This window comes from Nocardiopsis deserti, assembly GCF_008638355.1.
Lineage (GTDB): Bacteria > Actinomycetota > Actinomycetes > Streptosporangiales > Streptosporangiaceae > Nocardiopsis > Nocardiopsis alborubida.
This window is the reverse complement of the sequence record NZ_VWVS01000013.1, coordinates 1-20,090: the sequence shown is the minus strand read 5'-3', so window position 1 is coordinate 20,090 and position 20,090 is coordinate 1. Positions and strand designations below refer to the sequence as shown.

Sequence of the window (20,090 nt, the reverse complement as noted above, 5' to 3'; positions counted from 1 at the left end):
GGTGTCGCCCATGTTCCCCGCTTCGGGGCCGCTCATCCGTGCGGTCCCGCCATGGGCGTTGACGGCCGTGGTGCGTTGCCGCGCCGCTCCTCCGCGTTGTCTTCCGCGGGTCCGGAGCTCGTGTGGGCTTCGGGCCGGTCCCGGGAGAGCGGGTCCGCGATCGCACCTGTCGTCTCGTCCAGCGGCCCCTGCGCCAGCCGGGTCATCATGGGTGATGACGGCGGCGCGAGGTCGGCCACGTGGCGAAGGCCGGTCAGCACGTCGTCCGGTCGAACAGCAGGTGTCGTGTGCCGTACGACCATCCGAAGTATGGCATATGTCGTGTGATGTTCCTCTGGGGCGCGCCCATGGGAGTCAGCGCACACGTCGATACGGACCACTGCCGGCCGTGTGTCGAAGCGTCGACGACCCTTCTTCGTCATCCGCTCCACCTCGACGCTGTCGGCGGCCAGATAGGCGGCCACCGCCCTGGAGGCGTCGTCGGGGTCGACGCCAGCCATCTCCACGCGCCATTCGGAGGCCTGGAGCCGGTCGGCCAGCCCGGGATGTCGGGCCTCGACGACCTCGACGACGTCGATGCCCTGGGGCATGGCCGCGTCGATGTCGGCTCGGACCCTCTCGGGTGGACGGTGCTCGGCCAGAGTGAGTTCAAGGTACTCCGCCTCGCTGGCGACCCCGGTGGGGGCCGCTCCGGTGTAGGAGACCTTGGGGTGAGGTGAGAAGCCAGCGGAGAAAGCCACGGGTACGGAGGCCCTGCGCAGGGCGCGCTCCAGAGCCCGGGCGATGTCGCGGTGGCTGGCGAACCTCATACGTCCGCGCTTGGCGTAGTGGACGCGAAGCCGTTGTCCGGGTTTGGCGGTGGAGGGTGAGGTGGTGCCCTCGGATGCGGGGGGCAGCTCAACTCCTTTCCTCATGCCCCCTGGTGCGGTCGGCGGGGCGACCTGAAGGGGCTGTTCCTCGTCCTGCTCAGCGTACGGTGCGCCGTGGTGCACATGCGCCAACAGGACTACGCATACCGGTATCTCCCCCACTGACCTGCGGTCGAAAAGTCCCCGAGCGGTCGGAGCGGATACCGAAGCCGTGTTCACCACCAGAACGCGGGGTTCCCCGAAAAAAATCCGAAGAAAATCTGGATCCGATGGCAACCCCCCGCGTAACCCGCGAGTCCTATTACACGTACGGCCCGGCGCGAGCGGGGCGCCGGGCCGTACACCTTCCTCCCCCGGGCCGTTCTCCCCTTCAAGGGTCGAGCAGAGCGCCCGGAGCGCGAAATCCTACGTCACCCCCTCCTGGGACACATGGGCCGACCCCTGTCCCCGGCACGGACACCAGAACCCCTGGCCCCACCGGCGACCGGTGGAACCAGGGGTTCGTCCGTGTACGGCCTCGCCGGGGGCCTCCCTGGCTCCGCGCGGCATGCCGCCGTGGTCGGAGCCGTCCTCCGCACGGGGCCGCGGCGCACGGCCCGCGAGGCCCCGCCCCGCGCCCCTCACCGATCCGGCTGGGCAGTGTTTCTGGGACCTCCGCTTCGCTTCGGCCCGTGTTCGGGCGCCCGGAGCACGGGAGCCGGGTCGCAGCAGGCCCGGTGGCGCCTACGGCGGGTTCGCTCGTGCCGCCCGTCGCCCGCCACCACCCCAACCGACGCCTGCGGCGCGGTTCTCCCGCGGAAACCCGCCTCCGCCACCACCGGAACCCCGTGGGCGCCCGCCACCGCAAGCCGAGGCCGGTTCGAGAAACAGACCCTAGACCACGTTCAGCGGCAGCAGCGGGCGGCCCTCCGCCGGGGCGTTGATCTGGATCTCGGTGCCCATGCTCGGGCAGACTCCGCAGTCGTAGCAGGGGTTCCAGCGGCAGTCGTCCACCTCCAGCGACTCCTCGCCGTACAGCGAGTCCTGCCAGTCCTGCCACAGCCACGACCGGTCCAGGCCCGCGTCCAGGTGGTCCCAGGGCAGGACCTCGTCCTCATCGCGCTCTCGGGTGGTGAACCAGTCCACGTCCACCGGGAGGCCGGCCAGGCCGTCCTCGGCGGCCCTGGACCACCGGTCGTAGGAGAAGTGCTCGCTCCAGCCGTCGAACCGGCCCCCCGAGCGCCACACCTCCTCGACCACCCGGCCGACCCTGCGGTCTCCCCGGGAGAGCAGGCCCTCGATGATGGAGGGGCGCCCCTCGTGGTAGCGCAGACCGATCGACTTGCCGTACTTGCGGTCGCCCCGCAGCCTGTCGCGCAGCTTGCGCAGCCGGGCGTCGACGGCCTCGTGCGAGGTCTGCGCCGCCCACTGGAACGGGGTCTGCGGCTTGGGCACGAACCCGCCGATGGACACCGTGCAGCGGATGTCCTTGCGCCCGGTCACCTCGCGGCCCGTCCGGATCACCTCGGTGGCCAGGTCGGCGATGGCCAGGACGTCCTCGTCCTCCTCGGTGGGCAGGCCGCACATGAAGTACAGCTTCACCTGCCGCCACCCGGCCGCGTACGCGGCGGTGACGGTGCGGATGAGGTCCTCCTCGGTGACCATCTTGTTGATCACCCGGCGCATCCGCTCGCTGCCGCCCTCCGGCGCGAACGTCAGGCCGGAGCGGCGTCCGTTGCGGGTCAGCTCGTTGGCCAGGTCGATGTTGAACGCGTCCACGCGGGTGGAGGGCAGCGACAGACCGGTGTTGGTGCCCTCGTACCGGTCGGCGAGCCCCTTGGCGATCTGCCCGATCTCGCTGTGGTCGGCGCTGGACAGCGACAGCAGCCCCACCTCCTGGAAACCGGAGGCCCTGACGCCGTCCTCGACCATCTTGGTGACGGTCTCCTTGTTGCGCTCGCGCACCGGCCGGGTGATCATCCCCGCCTGGCAGAACCGGCAGCCGCGCGTGCAGCCGCGGAAGATCTCCACGCTGTAGCGCTCGTGCACGGACTCGGCGGTCGGCACGATCGGCTTCTTGGGGTAGGGCCACTGGTCCAGGTCCATCACGGTGTGCTTCTGCACCGTGGCGGGCACCCCGGGCCGGTTGGGCGTGTAGGAGGCGATCCGCCCGTCCTCGTGGTAGTCCACGTCGAAGAAGCGGGGTACGTACACGCCGCCGGTCGCGGCCAGGCGCAGCAGCAGGCCGTCGCGCCCGCCGGGCTCGCCCTCCTCCTTGAACTCGCGGATGATCTCGGTGACGGCGAGGGTGATCTCCTCGCCGTCGCCCAGGACCACCGCGTCCAGGAAGTCGGCGATCGGCTCGGGGTTGAAAGCCGAGTGCCCGCCCGCCAGCACGACCGGGTGGTCGTCGGTGCGGTCGGCCGAGCGCAGCGGGATGCCCGCCAGGTCCAGCGCGGTGAGCATGTTGGTGTAGCCCATCTCGCTGGCGAAGCTCAGCCCGAGCACGTCGAAGGCGGCCAGCGGCCGGTGCGCGTCCACGGTGAAGTGGGGCACGCCGTGCTCGCGCATGAGCTTCTCCAGGTCCGGCCACACCGCGTAGGCGCGCTCGGCCAGCACTCCCTCGCGCTCGTTGAGGACCTCGTACAGGATCTGGACGCCCTGGTTGGGCACTCCCACCTCGTAGGCGTCCGGGTACATCAGCGCCCAGCGCACCCGGGTCTCGTCCCATTCCTTGACCACGGAGTTGAGCTCGCCACCGACGTACTGGATGGGCTTGGCCACCTGCGTCAACAGGGGCTCCAGCCGCGGGAAGAGGCTTTCGACGGACATGGTGTGGGCCTTCGTTCGGCGGACATCGTGTCGGGTGTGCGTGGACCCCCGCCGTCGCGGGAGTCGGCGCCGTGACGCGTGGAGCGCGCCCGCGCGGATGTTCCCAGGCTACCGGCGACCCGGGCTCCGGACCGCTCCATCCACAGGCCCGGTCGGACCACCGCGGGTCCGGTCCGTCCGCGCGGCGCCGCTTCCCCCGGCGGCCCGGCCCGGCGGACGGCCTGGGGGCGGACCCGGCTGCTCCGCCGCGCCCGCCCCCAGGCGTTCCGGTCCGTTTTCCCGGGGCGCCCGCTAGGCGAAGCCCCGGTCCCGGGAGTCGACGCCCAGCACCAGTCCCAGGGCCACCATGTTGGCCACGACCGCGGTACCGCCGTAGGACATGAACGGCAGCGGCAGGCCCGTCACCGGCACGACCCCCAGGCCCATCCCGATGTTGATGAAGGCCTGGAACCCGAACCAGGCGACCACGCCCACGCACAGCAGGCGGGGGTAGGGCTGCTCGCACCCCTGGGCGATGCGCAGGATCCGCCACAGGATCAGCGCGAACAGACCGATGACCACCACCGACCCCACGAACCCCAGTTCCTCGCCCGCCACCGTGAAGATGAAGTCGGTGTGCTGCTCGGGCACGAACTGCCCGTGCGTCTGCTCGCCCTGGAACAGCCCGGTCCCGTTGAACCCGCCCGATCCCACCGCGATCAGCGCCTGGTTGGAGTTGTACCCCGCGCCCTGCGGGTCGGCGGTCGGGTCCATCAGGGTCGCGATGCGGTCCAGCTGGTAGGGCTCCAGCATGTCGAACCACCACACGCACAGCGCGCCGACCACCCCGCACGCCAGCATGCCCGCCACCCACACGATCGGGGCGCCCGACAGCGTGAGCATGCCCAGGAAGATCATGACGAGCACCAGCGTGGTGCCCAGGTCCGGCTGCGACATCACCAGGGCCAGCGGCACCGCCAGGACCACCAGGCAGAACACCACGTCCCGCGTCATCGGCCGGGCCTCGCCGTCGCGGGGCTCCCCCAGCAGCGTGGCCAGGACCAGGACCAGCCCGACCTTGGACAGTTCACTGGGCTGGAACTGGAAGCCGCCGACCACGATCCAGCCGCGTGACCCGTTGATCACCTCGCCGAGCGGGGTGAGCACCAGGACCAGCGCGATCACCGTGACCAGGTAGACGATCGGCGCGTACGCGCGGATCGTGCGGTGGTCCACCGCGGCGACCACCAGGCACAGCGCCCACGCCACCATCAGGTGGAGCAGGTGGCGGGCCAGGTGTTCGGTGGATTCGAGCGGGTCGCTGCCGTCGCCCGGGATGGTCGCCGACCACACCAGCAGCGAGCCGATGGCGCACAGGGCCGCCACCGACGCGACCAGCGTCCAGTCCAGTCGGCGGGCCAGGCCCGCCGCGCTGCGTCCGATCTCGGCGCCCCGTGATCCGGGCGCCCCCACGTAGGTGCTCATGACTACCGATCCAGCAGGTCGATGGAGCCGTCGGGACGGACGGCGGGCAGCCGCTCGGGCGGCGCGCCGCCCGGGATCAGCGGATCCCCGCCGCCGGCCCCCTCCTCCGCGGCCTCGGCCCCCTGCGCCGGGGAGTCGAACCCGTAGATGCCGTCGTAGATGGCGCGCGCGATGGGCGCCGCGGTCATACCGCCGGTACCGCCCTGGGAGACCAGGACGACGATGGCGAACTGCGGGTCGTCGGCGGGCGCGTAGGAGGCGAACCAGGAGGAGACCTGGCGCCCCTCCACGTCGGCGCTACCGGTCTTGCCCGCGACGGACACCTCGTCCTGCGGGAACCCGGCGAAGGCGCCGCGGGCGGTCCCCTCCTTGGGGACCGCGGTGAGCGCGGTCTGGAGGTACTCCAGCGTCTCGTCGCTGACCGGGAGCTCGCCGCGCACGACCGGCTCGATCTCCCGTACCTCCGTCCCGTCGGCGGAGACCAGCGCCCTGCCGATGCGGGGCTCGTAGAGCGTGCCGCCGTTGGCGATGGCCGCGTAGGCGCTGGCGAGCTGGAGCGGGGTGACGAGGACGTCGCCCTGGCCGATGGCGAAGTTGACGGCCTCGTTGGCCCGCCACTGGAAGCCCTCCACGCACTGCTCGTAGGCCAGCAGCTTGAGGTAGGCGGCGCGCGACGGGTCGGTCTCGGAGACCTCGGGGTAGCCGTGCTCGCCCCGGTAGCAGTTGTTCTCGCGCGTCTCCTGCCAGAAGGTGCGCTTCCACTCGCGGTCGGGGATGCGCCCGGAGGTCTCGTAGGGCAGGTCGATCCCGGTCGGGGAGCCGAAGCCGAAGCCCTTGGCCATCTCGGCCATCGCCTCGTCGGCCTCGCCGTCGGGGTAGAGCCCGCCGTCGTCCTTCCACATCTGGTAGCCGAAGTTGTAGAAGACGGTGTTGCAGGAGACCACGATGGCCTGGTGCAGGCTGATCGGCCCCTGGCCCTGGCCCTCGTAGTTCTGGTAGTTCTGCCCCGCCAGGTTCACCGACCCCGGGCAGGCGTAGGTGCTGCGCAGCGAGTACCCGTTCTCCGCGGCCGCCGCGAGCGAGGAGACCTTGAACGTGGAACCCGGCGGGTAGGTGCCCTGCACGGCGCGGGAGAGCAGCGGCTCGCCCGCCTCCTCGCTGAGCATCTCGTCGAAGGTCTCCTGGTCGATGCCGCCGCGCCAGATCGCGGGGTCGTAGGTGGGCAGGCTCGCCATGGCCACCACTCCGCCGGTGCGCACGTCCAGGACGATGGCGGCGCCGGAGTCGGCCTTGTAGCGGGGCCGTGCGCCCGCCATCCCCTCGGCCAGCGCCTCCTCGGCGACCTTCTGCACGCCCAGGTCGACGTGGGTGACCAGGTGCGCCCCCGGTTCGGGAGGCGTCTCGGAGATGACCTCCATGACCTCGCCGTGGTTGTTCACCCCCAGGACGCGCTTGCCCGCTGTGCCGCGCAGCTGGGCGTCGTAGACCGCCTCCACTCCGTCGCGGCCCACCATGTCGATACCGGTGAACTGGGTGCGCAGGTCCTCGCGGGCCTCCAGCTCCTCCTGGGTCACCGGTTGCAGGTAGCCCAGCATCTGGGAGCCGTGCTCGCCCTGCGGGTACTCGCGCACGGCGTGGGCCTGGGCGCTGATCCCCGGGAAGCGGTCGGCGCTCTCCATGATCTGGAGGGCGACGGACGGCTCCACGTCGTCGGCGAGGGTGACGGGCTGGTAGGGCGAGCCGGGCCAGCACGGGCGGCTCACCTCGGGCCCGCACAGGCGCATGCGCTTCTGGAGCTCCTCCAGCGGGACGTCGAGCACCTCGGACAGGTCGGTCAGGACCTTCTCGCCGCCGTCATCCATGCCCACGATCTCGTGGTAGTCGGCGGAGACCACCAGCTCGGTGCTGTTGTTGACCAGCGGTCGGCCGGTGGCGTCGAGGACCTGCCCCCGCGTGGCGGGGACGAGGAGCTGCTGGTGGTGGTTGGCCACCGCGAGCTCGCGGTAGTGGTCCCACATCGGGATCTGGAGGTACCACAGCCGCACGGCCAGGGCCGCGAAGAGCACCAGGACCAGGATCTGGGCGAGCAGCAGTCCGGCCCGGCCGAGCCTGCGCCCGGGCAGTTCGACGTCGCCGACGGGTGACATGTGCACGTTCACCACCCCCCCGGGGACACGGTGCCCCGGACGCCGGCGAGCTCGCTGTCGGAGAGCGCCCCCCGCGCCCACAGCAGCGGAAGCGTGACCAGTGGCGAGACCAGGGCCGTCAGGGCGGCTCCGACGAGGGTGTTGACCGCCACGGCGGCCAGCGACACCCGCGGGTCGCCCATGAGTACGCCGACCAGCGCGTAGCCCAGGCCCACTCCCACGGTGGTGACGGCGGTGACGGCCGTCAGGGCCCACACCGAGGGCCTGCCGCCCAGTACTCCGGCCGAGCCGGTGTTCCTGTGCAGCAGGGCCAGCAGGTAGGCGGCAACGCACAGCACCAGGGCGTAGCGGCCCAGCGCGTGCTCGGCGGGCGGCAGGACGTCCATGGCCAGCCCGGCGGCGAAACCGCAGGCCGCCGCGGCGGCTGGGCTGCTGGTCAGGGCGACCGCGACGATCGCCGCGACCACGAGGTCGGGTCCGGCACCCCACTCGAACGGGAGCCGGTTGACGACGGTGGCCTGGGCGAGGACGGCGACGGCCACCAGGCCCAGGGCCGCTGCGTTCCTCATGAGCGTTCCCCCTTGTCGGGTCGGGGCGGGAGCACGGAGTCGCGCGGGTCCTCCTCGGGACCCCCGACCACCACGCCCACCACGTCCAGGGACGAGAAGTCCACGGCCGGTGCGATACGGGCGAGACGGCTGAGCGCTCCGGGTGCCACCTGCACCTCCTCGACGGTGCCGATCGGCACGCCGGGCACGAAGGGCGCGCCCTCGTGCGAGCCGAGCGTGACCAGCCGGTCCCCGGCCTCGACCGGCGCCTGGAGGTCGAAAAGCTCCAGGGTCAGTTCGGCGTCGGGACCGCCGGGGACGGTGCCGCCCCGGACCACGCCGATCTTGCGCGTGGCCTCCAGGCGGGAGCCGACGGCGGAGTTGACGTCGGTGGCGAGCATGACGGTGGCGGTGCTCGGACCGGCCTCGATGACCTTGCCCACCAGACCGGAGCCGTTGACCACGGTCATGTCCGGGCGCACTCCGGAGTCGGTGCCGGCGTCGATGGTGACCGTGTCGGCGTAGCCGCGCGCGGTGACGCGGGTGACGGACTGGGCGGGGACGATCTCGTAGCCGCCCAGACCGGCCAGTCCCAGCATCGCGTCGAGCTGCTCGGCGCGCGCGCTGTCGATGCGCGCGGCCCGCAGGTCGTCCTCCAGCTCGGCGTTGGCCTGCTCCAGCTCGGCGACGCGCTCGGATTCGGGTCCCCGGACCAGCCCCTCGTAGAGGCCGGACACGGGCCCGGTCGCCCAGCTGATCCCCGCGGCGGCGGGCGCGAAGACGAGTTCGCCGCCCGTGCGGGCGACGGAGGTGACGGGGTTGGCGCCGGGACGGGCGTCCAGGACGAGCAGGGCCACCGCCACGGCGACGAGTACGGCGAGGAGTACACGGGATCTTCGTGAGTCGCGGAACATGGGTCACCTCCGCCGTTCGGGGACGAGTACCTGGTGGAGCCGTTCGTAGTTCTCGACGCAGGTGCCCGAGCCGACGGCGACGGAGTCCAGCGCGTTGTCGGCGACGTGGATGGGCATCCCGGTCTCGTGCAGGAGCCTCTCGTCGATCCCGCGGAGCAGCGCTCCGCCGCCGGTGACGGCGATGCCGCGGTCCATGATGTCGCCCGACAGCTCCGGGGGGCACTTGTCCAGGCTGGTGCGGACCGCGTCGACGATGGCGGTGACCGGCTCCTCGATGGCCTGGCGGACGTCGCTCTCGGCCAGGACGATGGTCTTGGGCAACCCGCTGACGAGGTCGCGTCCGCGCACCTCGGCGCGGATCTCCTCGGAGCCGGTCGGGTAGGCGGAGCCGATGGCCATCTTCAGCTCCTCGGCGGTGCGCTCCCCGATCATCAGGGAGAACTCCTTCTTGACGAAGGTCGCGATGGCCTGGTCGAGTTCGTCGCCGCCCACGCGGATGGACTGGGAGGTGACGATGCCGCCCATCGAGATCACGGCGACCTCGGTGGTGCCGCCGCCGATGTCCACGACCATGTTGCCGGTGGGCTCGTGGACGGGGAGCCCGGCGCCGATGGCGGCGGCCATGGGCTCCTCGATGATGTAGACCCTGCGCGCGCCGGCCTGGTAGCCCGCTTCCTTGACGGCGCGGTGCTCGACCGAGGTGATACCGCTGGGGACCGCCACGATCAGACGCGGCTTGGCGAAGTGGCGCCGCCGGTGGATCTTCTGGATGAAGTAGCGCAGCATGCGCTCGGTGATCTCGAAGTCGGCGATGACACCGTCCTTCAGAGGACGGATGGCCGTGATGTTGGTCGGTGTGCGGCCGATCATCTGCTTGGCCTCGATGCCGACAGCGACGATCCGGCCCGTTGAGGTGTTGAGCGCGACCACCGACGGCTCGTTCAGAACGATGCCGCGTCCTCGCACGTACACGAGCGTGTTGGCGGTACCCAGGTCGACGGCCATGTCCCGGCCGAGAAAAGCAAGGTTGTTCGGCATGTAACGTCCTCAGAGGCGCCGTGTCGGACGTGGTTACCCGGGGCGACCATACGTAGTCGTTCCGGCACGATAGGTATCCAGTCCCCCGTATCGTAACGGTCAGCACTTAGTCCGTTACGCAAACACACCGAATTGTTGCCCCGTCGGCGGACGAACCGACAGAAGTCGCCCGTGGCCGCGGGCCCCACATGCCGAAGGACCCGCGGACCGCTCCGTTTCCCCTACAGGTCGGGGAAGAACAGCTTGATTTCGCGCTCGGCGGAGTAGGTGGAGTCCGAGCCGTGCACGATGTTCTGCTGCACCTCCAGCGCGAAGTCGCCGCGGATGGTGCCGGGGGTGGCGGTCACCGGGTCGGTGGCGCCGGCCAGGGCGCGGAACGCCTCCACCGCGCGCTCGCCCTCGACCACCATGGCCACCAGGGGGCCACCGGTGATGAACTCGACGAGGGAGCCGAAGAACGGGCGCTCGGCGTGCTCCTCGTAGTGCGTCCTGGCGGTCTCGGCGTCGAGCGTGCGCAGCTCCATGGCGACCAGCTTCAGGCCCTTGCGCTCGATGCGCGAGATGACCTCGCCGACGATGTTGCGGCGGACGCCGTCCGGCTTGATGAGAACGAGAGTGCGCTCCACGTGCGTGTCAACTCCTCACTGGGGCTCCGCGTGGCGCACGTGGGCACCCGCCCACGGCAGCGGCCGCACGCGGAGGAATCGGGTGATGGGTCACAGGTGCGAGGGCCGCAGAAGGAGGGATCTCCCCGGGCCGCCCGCCCGGACCTGCGTCACACTATCGCGTTTGGCGCGCGGGCGCGGAGGCCGCGGCGTCCCCGCCCTGCCCGGCGGCCTCCGCCTCGGCGCGGGCCAGGTGGGCGGCCTTCATCTCGTCGGTGCGGCGGCCCATGATGACGCCGGTCACCCACAGCGAGACGAACACCACCGCGATCAGCATCGCCCCGGAGACCAGGAAGGAGGTGAACAGGAAGGCGGCCTGCAACGCCCAGGCCGCGTAGTGGGCCCAGCGGTGCTTCTGGAGCCCGGAGAGCACGAGGGCGGCGACGGCCATCCCTCCCCACAGGCTCCCGGCCAGGACCGGGTCCATCCCCTCCAGGGAGATGGCGACGGGGATGAAGAGGCCGATCACGATGACCTCGAACACCAGGATGACGGCGCAGACTACACGCACGGCGGGTTCCCTTCGTAGTAGACCTGGCCCGTCACTCCTGCACACCGCGCAACAGATGGACGGCGTCACCCGCGGTGACGACCGATCCGGTGACCAGTACACCGGTGCCGCCGAACTCCCCGCCTTCCTCGGCCAGGCCCACGGCCCGGTCGATGGCGTCGTCGAGTCGGGGCTCCACGTGCACGCGGTCCTCACCGAAGATGTGCTGGGCGACGTTGGACAGCCGCTCCGGGTCGAGGGAACGCGGGGAGGAGTTACGGGTGACGACGATCTCGTCGAGCAGTGGTTCGAGGGGTTCGAGAATCCCCTCGACGTCCTTGTCGGCCATGATCGCGACCACTCCGACCAGCCGGGAGAAGGTGAAGGCCTCCTCCACGGCCGCCGCGGTGGCGGTCATCCCGGCCGGGTTGTGCGCCGCGTCGGCGATGATGGTCGGGCTGGTGCGCACGACCTCCATACGGCCCGGGGAGTCCACTCCCGCGAGGGCCTCGCCGACGATGGCGGGGTCCAGGCCCCCGGCGTCGTCGCCGGATGAGGCGAACGCCTCGACCGCGGCGACGGCCACGGCGGCGTTTCCGGCCTGGTGCGCCCCGAACAGGGGCAGGAACAGGTTCTCGTAGCTGCCGGTCAGGCCCTTGACGGCGAGCTGCTGGCCGCCGACGGCGATCTCGCGGGAGGTGACCCCGAACTCCAGGCCCTCCCTGGCCACCTGCGCCCCGACCTCAGCGGCGTTGCGCATCAGAACCTCGGCGGCGGGCAGCGGCTGCTGGGCCAGGACCGCCACGGAGTCGGGCTTGATGATGCCCGCCTTCTCCTCGGCGATGCCCTCCACCGTGTCGGGCAGGTACTCGGTGTGGTCGATCCCGATGGGGGTCACCACGGCGACGTCTCCGTCGACGACGTTGGTGGCGTCCCACCGGCCGCCCATGCCGACCTCGACGACGGCCACGTCCACGGGGGCGTCGGCGAAGACGGCGTAGGCCATCACCGTGAGGATCTCGAAGAACGACAGCGGGGCGTCGTTCATCGAGTCGGCCATCTCGACGTAGGGGCGGATGTCGTCGTAGGTCTCGACGAACCGCTCCTGGGAGATCGGCTCCCCGTCGATGACGATGCGTTCGCGCACGGTGCGCAGGTGCGGGCTGGTGTAGCGGCCCACGCGCAACCCCCGCCCGCGCATGAGCGCGTCGATCATGCGGGCGGTGGAGGTCTTGCCGTTGGTACCGGTGACGTGGATGGCCCGGAAGTTGCGGTGCGGGTCGCCCAGGAGGTCCAGCAGGGTGCGGACCCGGTCCAGTCGAGGATCGATGTCGGACTCGGGCGCGCGGGAGAGGATCTCCGCGGTCACCTCGGCGTAGCGCTGCTCGGCGCTGGCTTCGCTCACGGTGTCTCGGTGTCTCGTGTGTTCGGGGTGTACACCCGCGTCAGTCTACGCGCCCCCACCTGGGCTCGGACCCCGGGCAAAGGATCCGGTGGCCTGTGTCGCACAGACCATACTGGGAGCATGCCAAGCCTTGACCTGTTCTTCTCCGAGTGGGCGCGGCGCCGCCCCGGACAGACCCGGAGCCTGGAGCGCGCCGCGGCGCTGATGCGCGCGCTGGACCTGGACGCCGAACGCCCGCCGGTGCTGGGGGTGGTGGGTTCCAAGGGCAAGGGGAGCACCGCGACCACGGCGGCGGCGGCGCTGTCGTCTGCCGGGCTGCGCACGGTGCTGGTCACCGGGCCGAGCTTTCGCTCCTACCGCGAGCGCGTGCGGGTGGACGGGACGTCGGTGACCGACGGCGAACTGGACGCGCTGGGCGAGCGGATCGAGGCCGCCCGCCGGGAGCTGCCGTCGGTGGAGGAGTCGGGCGGCTACCTGGCGCCGAGCGGGCTGTTCCTGGTGGCGGGCCTGCTGCGCGCCCGCGAGGCGGACGCCGACGTGTGCGTGCTGGAGGCCGGGATGGGCGGTCACCGCGACGAACTGCGCCTGGTCGGTCCGGAGGTCGTCGCCCTGGGGAAGGTCTTCGCCGAGCACGTGGGCGTCCTCGGCGACACCGTTGCGCAGATCGCCCGGGAGAAGACCCGGGTCGCCGGGGAGCGGACCCGCGCGCTGGTGCGCCTGCCGCAGACCGCGGAGGTGGCCGCCGAGGTCGACGCCGCCCTGGCCGAGGCCACCGGGGGCCGGGTGCGGGCCGAGGTGGTCGATCCGGATCGGCCGGGGGTGGAGCCGCCGCCCGAGCTGCGCCCGCCGGGGCTGTCCGCGGCCTCGGGGGTGCTGGGAACGGCGGCGGCCGCGCGGATGCTGGACCACCTGGACCGCCCGCCCCTGGACCGGGAGCGGCTGCACGCCGTGCTGGGCACCGTCCGGCTGCCGGGAAGGCTGTCCCGCCACGCCGTGCCCGGCGGGGCCGGAGAGGACTCCGGTCGGATCGGAGGGGCTTCCGGAGGGACCGGCGGGGGGCCGGTGAGGGGCGGAGCCGCGCCGGACGCGGAGGTGGGCGCCGAGGTGGTCGTGGACTCGGCCATCGACCGCAACGGGGTCGCCGCCGCCCTGGCCCACGCCCGCGGACTGTGGGGCGGGGTGGACCACGTGCTGCTGTGCCTGCCCGACCACAAGGACGTGTCGGGGGCGGTGGAGGTCCTCGGCGACCTGCCCGTGACCGCCGTGCGCCTGCCCGAGGCCCACCTGCGCTTCGAGCGCGCCCTGCCGGAGCACTGGGGCCGCATGGACGCCGCGGACCTGTCCCCCGCGGCCCTGCGAGCGCTCGGCGGACGCGTGCTGGCGCTGGGCACGGTCTACTTCACCGGCCGGGTCCTGGAGGCCGTGGACGCCCCCACCGACCGCCTCTTCGGCTGAGGCCGCGCGGTCGGGCGGTTGGGCGGCCGCCCACGCCGCCCACGCCGCCCACGCCGCCCACGCCGCCCACGCCGTCCACGCCGTCCACAGGGCGGAGGTGGCCCTGGCGGTGCCGGGCGCCGGCCTGCTTTCCTGGAATCGGGGGGTCCCCGAGCCCGCCCCGCTGCGCCGTGCCCTCTCCCCGGACAGGGCGGCGAGGCGGGACCGCACCACGGCGACGGGGGCGGCGCCGCGGCACCGCCCCCGTCCGGGTCACGGGCTCGGGGAGCCCGTCAGCCCTCCACCCGCCGTCAGTGCCGTCCCGGCCGGTAGCTCTCCTGGCTCTGCGGGTTGAACTCCTCCATCCGCACCCGCTCGGCCGCGCGCACGCGCGGGTCGTCGATCCGCAGCACGTCCAGGCCGCGTTCGATGTCGGACGAGTACACGTAGCCGTTGTAGTAGTACGTCGACCAGGTGTCGTTGTCCTGCACGCCCTCCTCCACGCGGGAGTCCACGTCGAAGAAGCCGATCTCACTCGGGGCGCTCGGGTCGTTGAAGTCGATCACCGAGATGCCGCCCTGGTACCACGACTGCACGAAGTAGTCCTGGCCGGGCACCGGGATCAGCGAGCCGTTGTGCGCCACGCACACCTGGTCGCCCTGGTGTCGGTCGATCTTGAAGTAGCTGGCGAAGTCCAGCTCCGGCGAGTCGCCGCCGCCCACCTCGTAGATCGCGTCGGCTCCGCGCTGGGGACCGACCTCCTCGGTGCAGGTCGGGGCGCCGCCTCCGCCGAGCTCGTCGGTGAACAGCACGGTCCTGGCGTCGTTGGTGAAGGTCGCCGAGTGCCAGAACGCGAAGTTCTCGTCCTGGACCACCTCGGTGACGACCGGGTTCACCGGGTCGGAGATGTCCATCAGGACGCCGTCGCCCATGCAGGCGCCCGCGGCGATGTCGCGCTCGGCGTAGACGGTGATGTCGTGGCAGCCCTGGGTGGGCAGCAGCAGACCGTCCTGCCCGTGGTTGCCGCCCTCGGGGAACAGGACCGGCTCGTTGACGACCGCGGCCTCCTCGGGCGCGTCGTGCGGCACCTCGATGACGGAGATCTTGTCGTGCGGCGGCTGGCAGTTCGGGAAGGCCTCGGAGGGCGAGTACGACGACACGTAGACCAGGTCGCTGTCACCGGTCTTGCTCGGCACCAGCGTGTTGGTGTGCGAGCCGCAGTCGGTGCGCACCGCCGACACGTACTGCGGGTTGGCCTTGTCGGAGATGTCGAAGATCCGGATCCCCTCGAAACCGTCCGGATCGGTCACCGAGACGGAGGGGGCACCGCACTCGGTGCCCGCGCGGGGGTAGTCCACCGAGAAGTAGAGCAGGTCGCCGCTGACCGACACGTCGCCCTGGCCGCCCGGGCACAGGACCTCGGAGACGACCTGCGGCTCCTCCGGCTCGGAGATGTCGTAGATGACGAAGCCGTCGTAGTTGCCGCCGATGGCGTAGTCGCCGCTGAAGGCGAGGTCGGAGTTGACGTTGCGTACGGCCGAGGGCTTGGGCATGTGGGCGACGTGGGTGATGTTGTCGCTGTGGATGTCTTCGGCGGGAGCCTCGTCCGCCTGCGCGGCGGCCGGACCGAGGAGCCCGACGAGCAGGGACGCGGCCGCGGCGGACGCGAGGACCACGGTACGGCGCAGGGCCGTCCTGGCCCGTGGTGCTGCGGGAGGTGCGGGCATGGGTTCTCCTGTGTGCACTCGGGGGTGGGGGTGGACGCACCGGGGCCGCGGCGTACACGGCCGCGGCCCCGGTCCTTCGTCACCCGGTCACGTGCCGGGCGGCGTTCGGGCGGGCGCCCCGGTCCCCTCGGGGGCCCGGGGCGCCCGTGCGGTCAGCGGCCGTTGCCGCGTCCCGGCCGGTACTCGGGCTGGGACTGGGGGTTGAACTCGTCCATCTGCACCTGCTCGGCCACCCGGAACCGGGGGTCGTCCAGCTTCAGGACGTCGAGCCCGCGGGTGATGTCGGAGGAGTAGACGTAGCCGTTGTAGTAGTAGGCCGACCAGGATCCGCCCAGGACGAGCTCGTCCTCGCTGATCGGGTCGCGGTCGAAGTGACCGATCTCCTGGGGGTCGCTCGGGTCGTTGAAGTCGATCACCGAGACGCCGCCCTGGTACCAGGACTGCACGAAGTAGTCGCGTCCGGGGACCGGGATCAGCGAGCCGTTGTGCGCGACGCAGTTCTCGGTGTCGGCCTGGTGGCGGGGCAGCTTGTAGTAGCCCTCGAACTCCAGCTCGGGGGAGTCCTGGCCGCCGCCGATGGCGTAGATGGCGTTGGCGCCGCGCTCGGAACCGACCTCCTCGTTGCAGGTGGCGCCGCCGCCACCGCCGAGCTCGTCGGTGAACAGCACGGTCTGACCGTTGTTGGTGAAGGTCGCCGAGTGCCAGAACGCGAAGTTGTCGTCCTGGACCACCTCGGTGACGACCGGCGCGGCCGGGTCGGAGATGTCCATCAGGACGCCGTCGCCCATGCAGGCGCCCGCGGCGACGTCACGCTCGGCGTAGACGGTGATGTCGTGGCAGCCGGCGGTACCGGTGTTTCCGCCGTCGGGGAAGAGCACCGGGGTGTCGATGACCCTGGCCTCGGACGGTTCGTCGACGGGGATCTCGATGACGGAGATCTTGTCGTGCGGCGGCTGGCAGTTCGGGAAGCGCTCCGAGGGCGAGTACGAGGAGACGTACACGTACTCGTGCTCGCCGTCCTTGCCCGGTACCAGCGTGTTGGTGTGCGAGCCGCAGTCGGTGCGCACCGCCGACACGTACCGCGGGTTGGCCTTGTCGGAGATGTCGAAGATCCGGATCCCCTCGAAACCGTCCGGATCGGTGGTCGGCACCGAGGGGGCTCCGCACTCGGTGCCCGCGCGGGGGTAGTCCACCGAGAAGTAGAGCAGGTCGCCGCTGACCGACACGTCGCCCTGGCCGCCCGGGCACAGGACCTCGGAGACGACCTGCGGCTCCTCCGGCTCGGAGATGTCGTAGATGACGAAGCCGTTGTAGTTGCCGCCGATGGCGTAGTCGCCGCTGAAGGCGAGGTCGGAGTTGAAGTCACTCATGGCCTCGGTCTTCGGGACGTTGGTCACATGGGTGATGTTGGCGCTGGTGTCGGCGTCACTGACGAACTCTTCGTCCGCCGAGGCAGAGGCCGGGCCGAGGAGCCCGACCATGAGCACCGCCGCTCCGGCGAGGGAGACTCCGGTCAGTCCGCGTCTGGTACGCCGGAAGCTGGGGGTCGGGGGGGATGACGCCATCCTGTGTACTCCTGATTCTGATTGGAGCGAAACAGGAAGAAGGTACACAGTTCAACATCTATATGTATAGGGGGAGACAAAAGAAACCTTGTTCTTAACACGGTGTCGAGCTGACCCGATTCGGCTACACAACGCGCCTAACCCGGGTGCCGCGCGGCGCGCCGGAGGGCTCCGGCGCGCCGCGCCCCGACGGCTCAGCCGGAGGGCGGGGACGGCTGCGACTGCGGGTTGAACTCCTCCATCCGCACCTCCTCCGCCCCGGCCAGACGGGAGTCGGTGAGCCGGAGCACGTCGAGCCCGCGCATGATGTCGGAGGAGTAGACGTAGCCGTTGTAGTAGTAGGCCGACCACGAGCCCGCCGTCGTCAGGGCGTCGGGGTTCCAGGGACCGCGGTCGAAGTGGCCGATCTCCCGGGGGGCGGCCGGGTCGTTGAGGTCGATGACCGAGACTCCTCCCTGGTACCAGGACTGCACGAAGTAGTCCTGGCCGGGCACCGGAATCAGCGAGCCGTTGTGCGCCACACAGTTCTCAGTTTCGGTCTGGTGACGAGGCAGTTTGTAGTAGCTCCGAAATTCGAGCTTCGGATCCGCGCCGCTCTGGTCCAGCGAGTAGATCGCGTCGGCTCCCCGTTCGGGCCCCGTCTCGGTGTCACAGGTGGCCGCGTGCCCGCCGCCGAGCTCGTCGGTGAAGATCACGGTGCGGGCGTCGTTGGTGAAGGTCGCCGAGTGCCAGAACGCGAAGTTGGGGTCGCTCACGCGCTCGACCACCACCGGGTTGACCGGGTCGGCGATGTCGAGCAGCAGGCCGTCCCCCAGGCAGGCCGCGGCGGCCAGGTCCCGCTCGGGGTAGGCCGTGATGTCGTGGCAGCCGGTGGTGGTCCCGTGGCCCCCGTCCGGCAGCAGCACCGGCTCGCTGACCACCCGGGCCGAGGCCGGGTCCGCCAGCGGCACCTCGACGACGGAGATCCTGTCGTGCGGCGGCTGGCAGTTCGGGAAGTCCTCCGAGGGCGAGTACGAGGAGACGTACACGTACTCGTGCTCGCCGTCCTCGCCCGGTACCAGCGTGTTGGTGTGCGAGCCGCAGTCGGTGCGCACCGCCGACACGTACTGCGGGTTGGCCTTGTCGGAGATGTCGAAGATCCGGATCCCCTCGAAACCGTCCGGATCGGTGGCCGACACCGAGGGGGCGCCGCACTCGCTGCTGGCGCGCGGGTAGTCCACCGAGAGGTAGAGCAGGTCGCCGCTGACCGACACGTCGCCCTGGCTTCCGGGGCACACGACCGTGGACACCCGGCTCGGGTTCTCCGGATCGGAGATGTCGTAGACGACGAAGCCGTCGTAGTTGCCGCCGATGGCGTAGTCGCCGCTGAAGGCCAGGTCGGTGTTGTAGGACGCGGCGCCGTCCAGACCCTCCGGTCTGGGCAGGTTGGCCACGTGCACGACGCCCCCGCCCGTGCTCACCCCGTCGGCCCTCGCCCCCGGAACGGCCAGGAGGGCGGTGACCAGGAGGGGTGCCGTTCCGAGCGTCCCCCAGCGCAGTCCGTTCGCGTGCCTTCGCGTCTCCGACACCACCGCACACCTCCCGGAAATACACAAAGCATCTAACTAGTTACTATGGGTTGTACTCCCCTCCATTGGTAATAACCAGACGAAACGCCGCGACCGGACATCTAATACTTCATGACACCAAAAGCACACAGAAGTCCTCAGGGCGACGGGCGCCCCGTCTTCCGCGCCCGGCACCGCGAAGTTGAACGAGATGGCACCAACCCGCGCCCGGGGCTGGACAGAACACCCGTCGAGTGAGTAAGAAAGCCCGCAGGACGTTGCCCCAAGGCACAACGCCCACCGGCACAGCGGCCCCGTCCGCAGCCCCACCCCATCGGAGGACACCTCGTGCGTCGCCTGGTACTCGCGGCCGGAACCGCTCTCGCCCTGCTCGGAGCCTCAGCCTGTACGGGTGACGGGGGCGGGCAGGAGCAGGAGTCGGCCAACGTCATCGCCCCCGGCGCGCCCGGGGAGTCGTCATCCCCCGCCACCGCCGACCAGATCGCCGCTCTCGCCGAGGAGCAGGGCCACAACGAGGCCGACGTCACCTACCTGGTGATGATGATCGAACACCACTCGCAGGCCCTGGAGATGACCGACCTGGTACCCGAGCGCCACGAACGCGAGGACATCGAGCTCATCGCCGACCGCATCGCCGACGCTCAGGGGCCGGAGATCACCGCCATGGAGAGCTGGCTGGAGGAGAACATCTTCGGCCCGGCCAGGGAGAACCCGGCGCACCAGAACTTCTGCGGGCTGGAGGGGGACGGTACCCATCACGACGAGAGCGGTGACGTGCCCACGTGCGAACTGGAGGTCGACCACGGCGACATGCCGGGCATGGCCACCGAGGAGGAGCTGGAGCAGCTGGCTGCGGCCGAGGGCGACGAGTTCGACCGCCTCTTCGTGGAGCTGATGACCACCCACCACGAGGGCGCGGTCACCATGGCCGAGGACGTGCTCTCCGAGGGCAAGGACCAGACGGTGATGCGCATGGCCAACGACGTGATCGCCGAACAGAAGGCCGACATCGCGCGCATGGAGCAGGCGCTGGAGGGTTAGGTTCGGCTGGCCCGCGCGCCCCTTCCCCGCGGAGAGCGAGCAGCGGTCCCGGGCACACGCGAGGGGGCGCCCCGGTCGGGGCGCCCCCTCGCGTGTACTGGGCCTCGCCGTCCGGGCGGACGAACCGCCGGAGCGCGGGTCCTGGCCCCGCCGAGGCGCTGCCGGACCCGTCGTACGCGCGGAGGACTCGTGTGCGCGGGGCCTGGTGTGGCGGGGTCCGGGAGGACGCTGCTAGGCGGACTTCTCCTGGCGGGACCGGCGCAGCTGGGCCCGCGGGACGATGGTGGGGTTGACGTTGTCGATCACCGTCTCCCGCGTAATGATCACCTGACCCACATCCTCACGAGAAGGCACCTCATACATCACCGACAACAACACCTCCTCGATAATCGCCCGCAACCCAC

The 20,090-nt window shown here is 71.0% G+C and carries 15 protein-coding genes and 1 pseudogene; 2 read left to right on the top strand and 14 right to left on the bottom strand.

All coding sequences use genetic code 11. The annotated features are described in order from the left end of the window. Positions 1-32: 32 nt before the first annotated feature. The 10 genes from FYW99_RS16920 to FYW99_RS16875 form a co-directional block, all read right to left on the bottom strand. Positions 33-809, bottom strand: coding sequence for a TIGR03936 family radical SAM-associated protein (locus tag FYW99_RS16920; protein WP_263364075.1), 777 nt, complete (start codon positions 807-809; stop codon positions 33-35). A gap of 933 nt (positions 810-1,742) precedes the next feature. Beyond that, the gene (locus FYW99_RS16915; RefSeq protein ID WP_150253011.1) at positions 1,743-3,680 is read right to left on the bottom strand and encodes a TIGR03960 family B12-binding radical SAM protein; all 1,938 of its coding nucleotides are present in this window, start codon (positions 3,678-3,680) and stop codon (positions 1,743-1,745) included. Between the two features lie 291 nt (positions 3,681-3,971). Beyond that, a complete protein-coding gene (gene rodA, locus FYW99_RS16910) occupies positions 3,972-5,144 on the bottom strand; it encodes a rod shape-determining protein RodA (RefSeq protein WP_150253010.1) in 1,173 nt (390 codons plus the stop codon). A 2-nt stretch (positions 5,145-5,146) separates the two neighbouring features. After that, complete coding sequence (gene mrdA, locus FYW99_RS16905; protein WP_150253255.1) at positions 5,147-7,291, bottom strand: penicillin-binding protein 2; 2,145 nt, start codon at positions 7,289-7,291, stop codon at positions 5,147-5,149. A gap of 8 nt (positions 7,292-7,299) precedes the next feature. Beyond that, the gene (mreD, locus tag FYW99_RS16900) at positions 7,300-7,860 is read right to left on the bottom strand and encodes a rod shape-determining protein MreD (protein ID WP_150253009.1); all 561 of its coding nucleotides are present in this window, start codon (positions 7,858-7,860) and stop codon (positions 7,300-7,302) included. Next, complete coding sequence (gene mreC / locus FYW99_RS16895) at positions 7,857-8,753, bottom strand: rod shape-determining protein MreC (RefSeq protein WP_150253008.1); 897 nt, start codon at positions 8,751-8,753, stop codon at positions 7,857-7,859. The genes mreD and mreC overlap by 4 nt, the downstream gene beginning before the upstream one ends. Before the next feature lie 3 nt (positions 8,754-8,756). Then, complete coding sequence (locus tag FYW99_RS16890) at positions 8,757-9,791, bottom strand: rod shape-determining protein (protein WP_026115390.1); 1,035 nt, start codon at positions 9,789-9,791, stop codon at positions 8,757-8,759. Between the two features lie 221 nt (positions 9,792-10,012). Beyond that, positions 10,013-10,417 (bottom strand): nucleoside-diphosphate kinase, encoded by a 405-nt coding sequence (gene ndk / locus FYW99_RS16885; protein WP_061078861.1) that lies wholly within the window; start codon positions 10,415-10,417, stop codon positions 10,013-10,015. A gap of 154 nt (positions 10,418-10,571) precedes the next feature. Beyond that, positions 10,572-10,967, bottom strand: coding sequence for a DUF4233 domain-containing protein (locus FYW99_RS16880; protein ID WP_150253007.1), 396 nt, complete (start codon positions 10,965-10,967; stop codon positions 10,572-10,574). Between the two features lie 31 nt (positions 10,968-10,998). Beyond that, positions 10,999-12,351, bottom strand: a complete 1,353-nt coding sequence (locus tag FYW99_RS16875) for a bifunctional folylpolyglutamate synthase/dihydrofolate synthase (RefSeq protein WP_150253006.1) — start codon at positions 12,349-12,351, stop codon at positions 10,999-11,001. A 120-nt stretch (positions 12,352-12,471) separates the two neighbouring features. On the opposite strand from FYW99_RS16875, the gene FYW99_RS16870 reads away from it, so the two are divergent. After that, positions 12,472-13,806, top strand: coding sequence for a folylpolyglutamate synthase/dihydrofolate synthase family protein (locus tag FYW99_RS16870; protein ID WP_150253005.1), 1,335 nt, complete (start codon positions 12,472-12,474; stop codon positions 13,804-13,806). 290 nt (positions 13,807-14,096) lie between these two features. Here FYW99_RS16870 and FYW99_RS16865 read toward each other — a convergent pair whose 3' ends face one another. From FYW99_RS16865 to FYW99_RS16855, 3 genes are all read right to left on the bottom strand, one after another. Further along, entirely contained in the window at positions 14,097-15,512 is a 1,416-nt protein-coding gene (locus FYW99_RS16865) for an LVIVD repeat-containing protein (RefSeq protein WP_150253004.1), read from the bottom strand. Between the two features lie 152 nt (positions 15,513-15,664). Further along, complete coding sequence (locus FYW99_RS16860) at positions 15,665-17,077, bottom strand: hypothetical protein (RefSeq protein WP_150253003.1); 1,413 nt, start codon at positions 17,075-17,077, stop codon at positions 15,665-15,667. A gap of 194 nt (positions 17,078-17,271) precedes the next feature. Then, complete coding sequence (locus tag FYW99_RS16855; protein ID WP_150253002.1) at positions 17,272-18,648, bottom strand: LVIVD repeat-containing protein; 1,377 nt, start codon at positions 18,646-18,648, stop codon at positions 17,272-17,274. 324 nt (positions 18,649-18,972) lie between these two features. Here FYW99_RS16855 and FYW99_RS16850 point away from each other — a divergent pair, with 324 nt between their 5' ends. Then, positions 18,973-19,686 carry a DUF305 domain-containing protein gene (locus FYW99_RS16850; protein ID WP_150253001.1) on the top strand — a complete coding sequence of 238 codons (714 nt, stop codon included), beginning with the start codon at positions 18,973-18,975 and terminating at the stop codon, positions 19,684-19,686. A 231-nt stretch (positions 19,687-19,917) separates the two neighbouring features. Here the strand turns inward: FYW99_RS16850 and FYW99_RS16845 are convergent. Then, positions 19,918-20,090 (bottom strand): annotated as a pseudogene (locus FYW99_RS16845) (ATP-dependent Clp protease ATP-binding subunit ClpX); the annotation flags it as partial.

Bases quoted from the DNA above. Each gene is read 5' to 3' on its own strand.
- mrdA (WP_150253255.1), bottom strand. From the start codon at position 7,291: ATGTCACCCGTCGGCGACGTCGAACTGCCCGGGCGCAGGCTCGGCCGG.
- FYW99_RS16890 (WP_026115390.1), bottom strand. From the start codon at position 9,791: ATGCCGAACAACCTTGCTTTTCTCGGCCGGGACATGGCCGTCGACCTG.
- mreC (WP_150253008.1), bottom strand. From the start codon at position 8,753: ATGTTCCGCGACTCACGAAGATCCCGTGTACTCCTCGCCGTACTCGTC.
- FYW99_RS16915 (WP_150253011.1), bottom strand. From the start codon at position 3,680: ATGTCCGTCGAAAGCCTCTTCCCGCGGCTGGAGCCCCTGTTGACGCAG.
- mreD (WP_150253009.1), bottom strand. From the start codon at position 7,860: ATGAGGAACGCAGCGGCCCTGGGCCTGGTGGCCGTCGCCGTCCTCGCC.
- FYW99_RS16920 (WP_263364075.1), bottom strand. From the start codon at position 809: ATGAGGTTCGCCAGCCACCGCGACATCGCCCGGGCTCTGGAGCGCGCC.
- FYW99_RS16870 (WP_150253005.1), top strand. From the start codon at position 12,472: ATGCCAAGCCTTGACCTGTTCTTCTCCGAGTGGGCGCGGCGCCGCCCC.
- FYW99_RS16860 (WP_150253003.1), bottom strand. From the start codon at position 17,077: ATGGCGTCATCCCCCCCGACCCCCAGCTTCCGGCGTACCAGACGCGGA.
- rodA (WP_150253010.1), bottom strand. From the start codon at position 5,144: ATGAGCACCTACGTGGGGGCGCCCGGATCACGGGGCGCCGAGATCGGA.
- FYW99_RS16865 (WP_150253004.1), bottom strand. From the start codon at position 15,512: ATGCCCGCACCTCCCGCAGCACCACGGGCCAGGACGGCCCTGCGCCGT.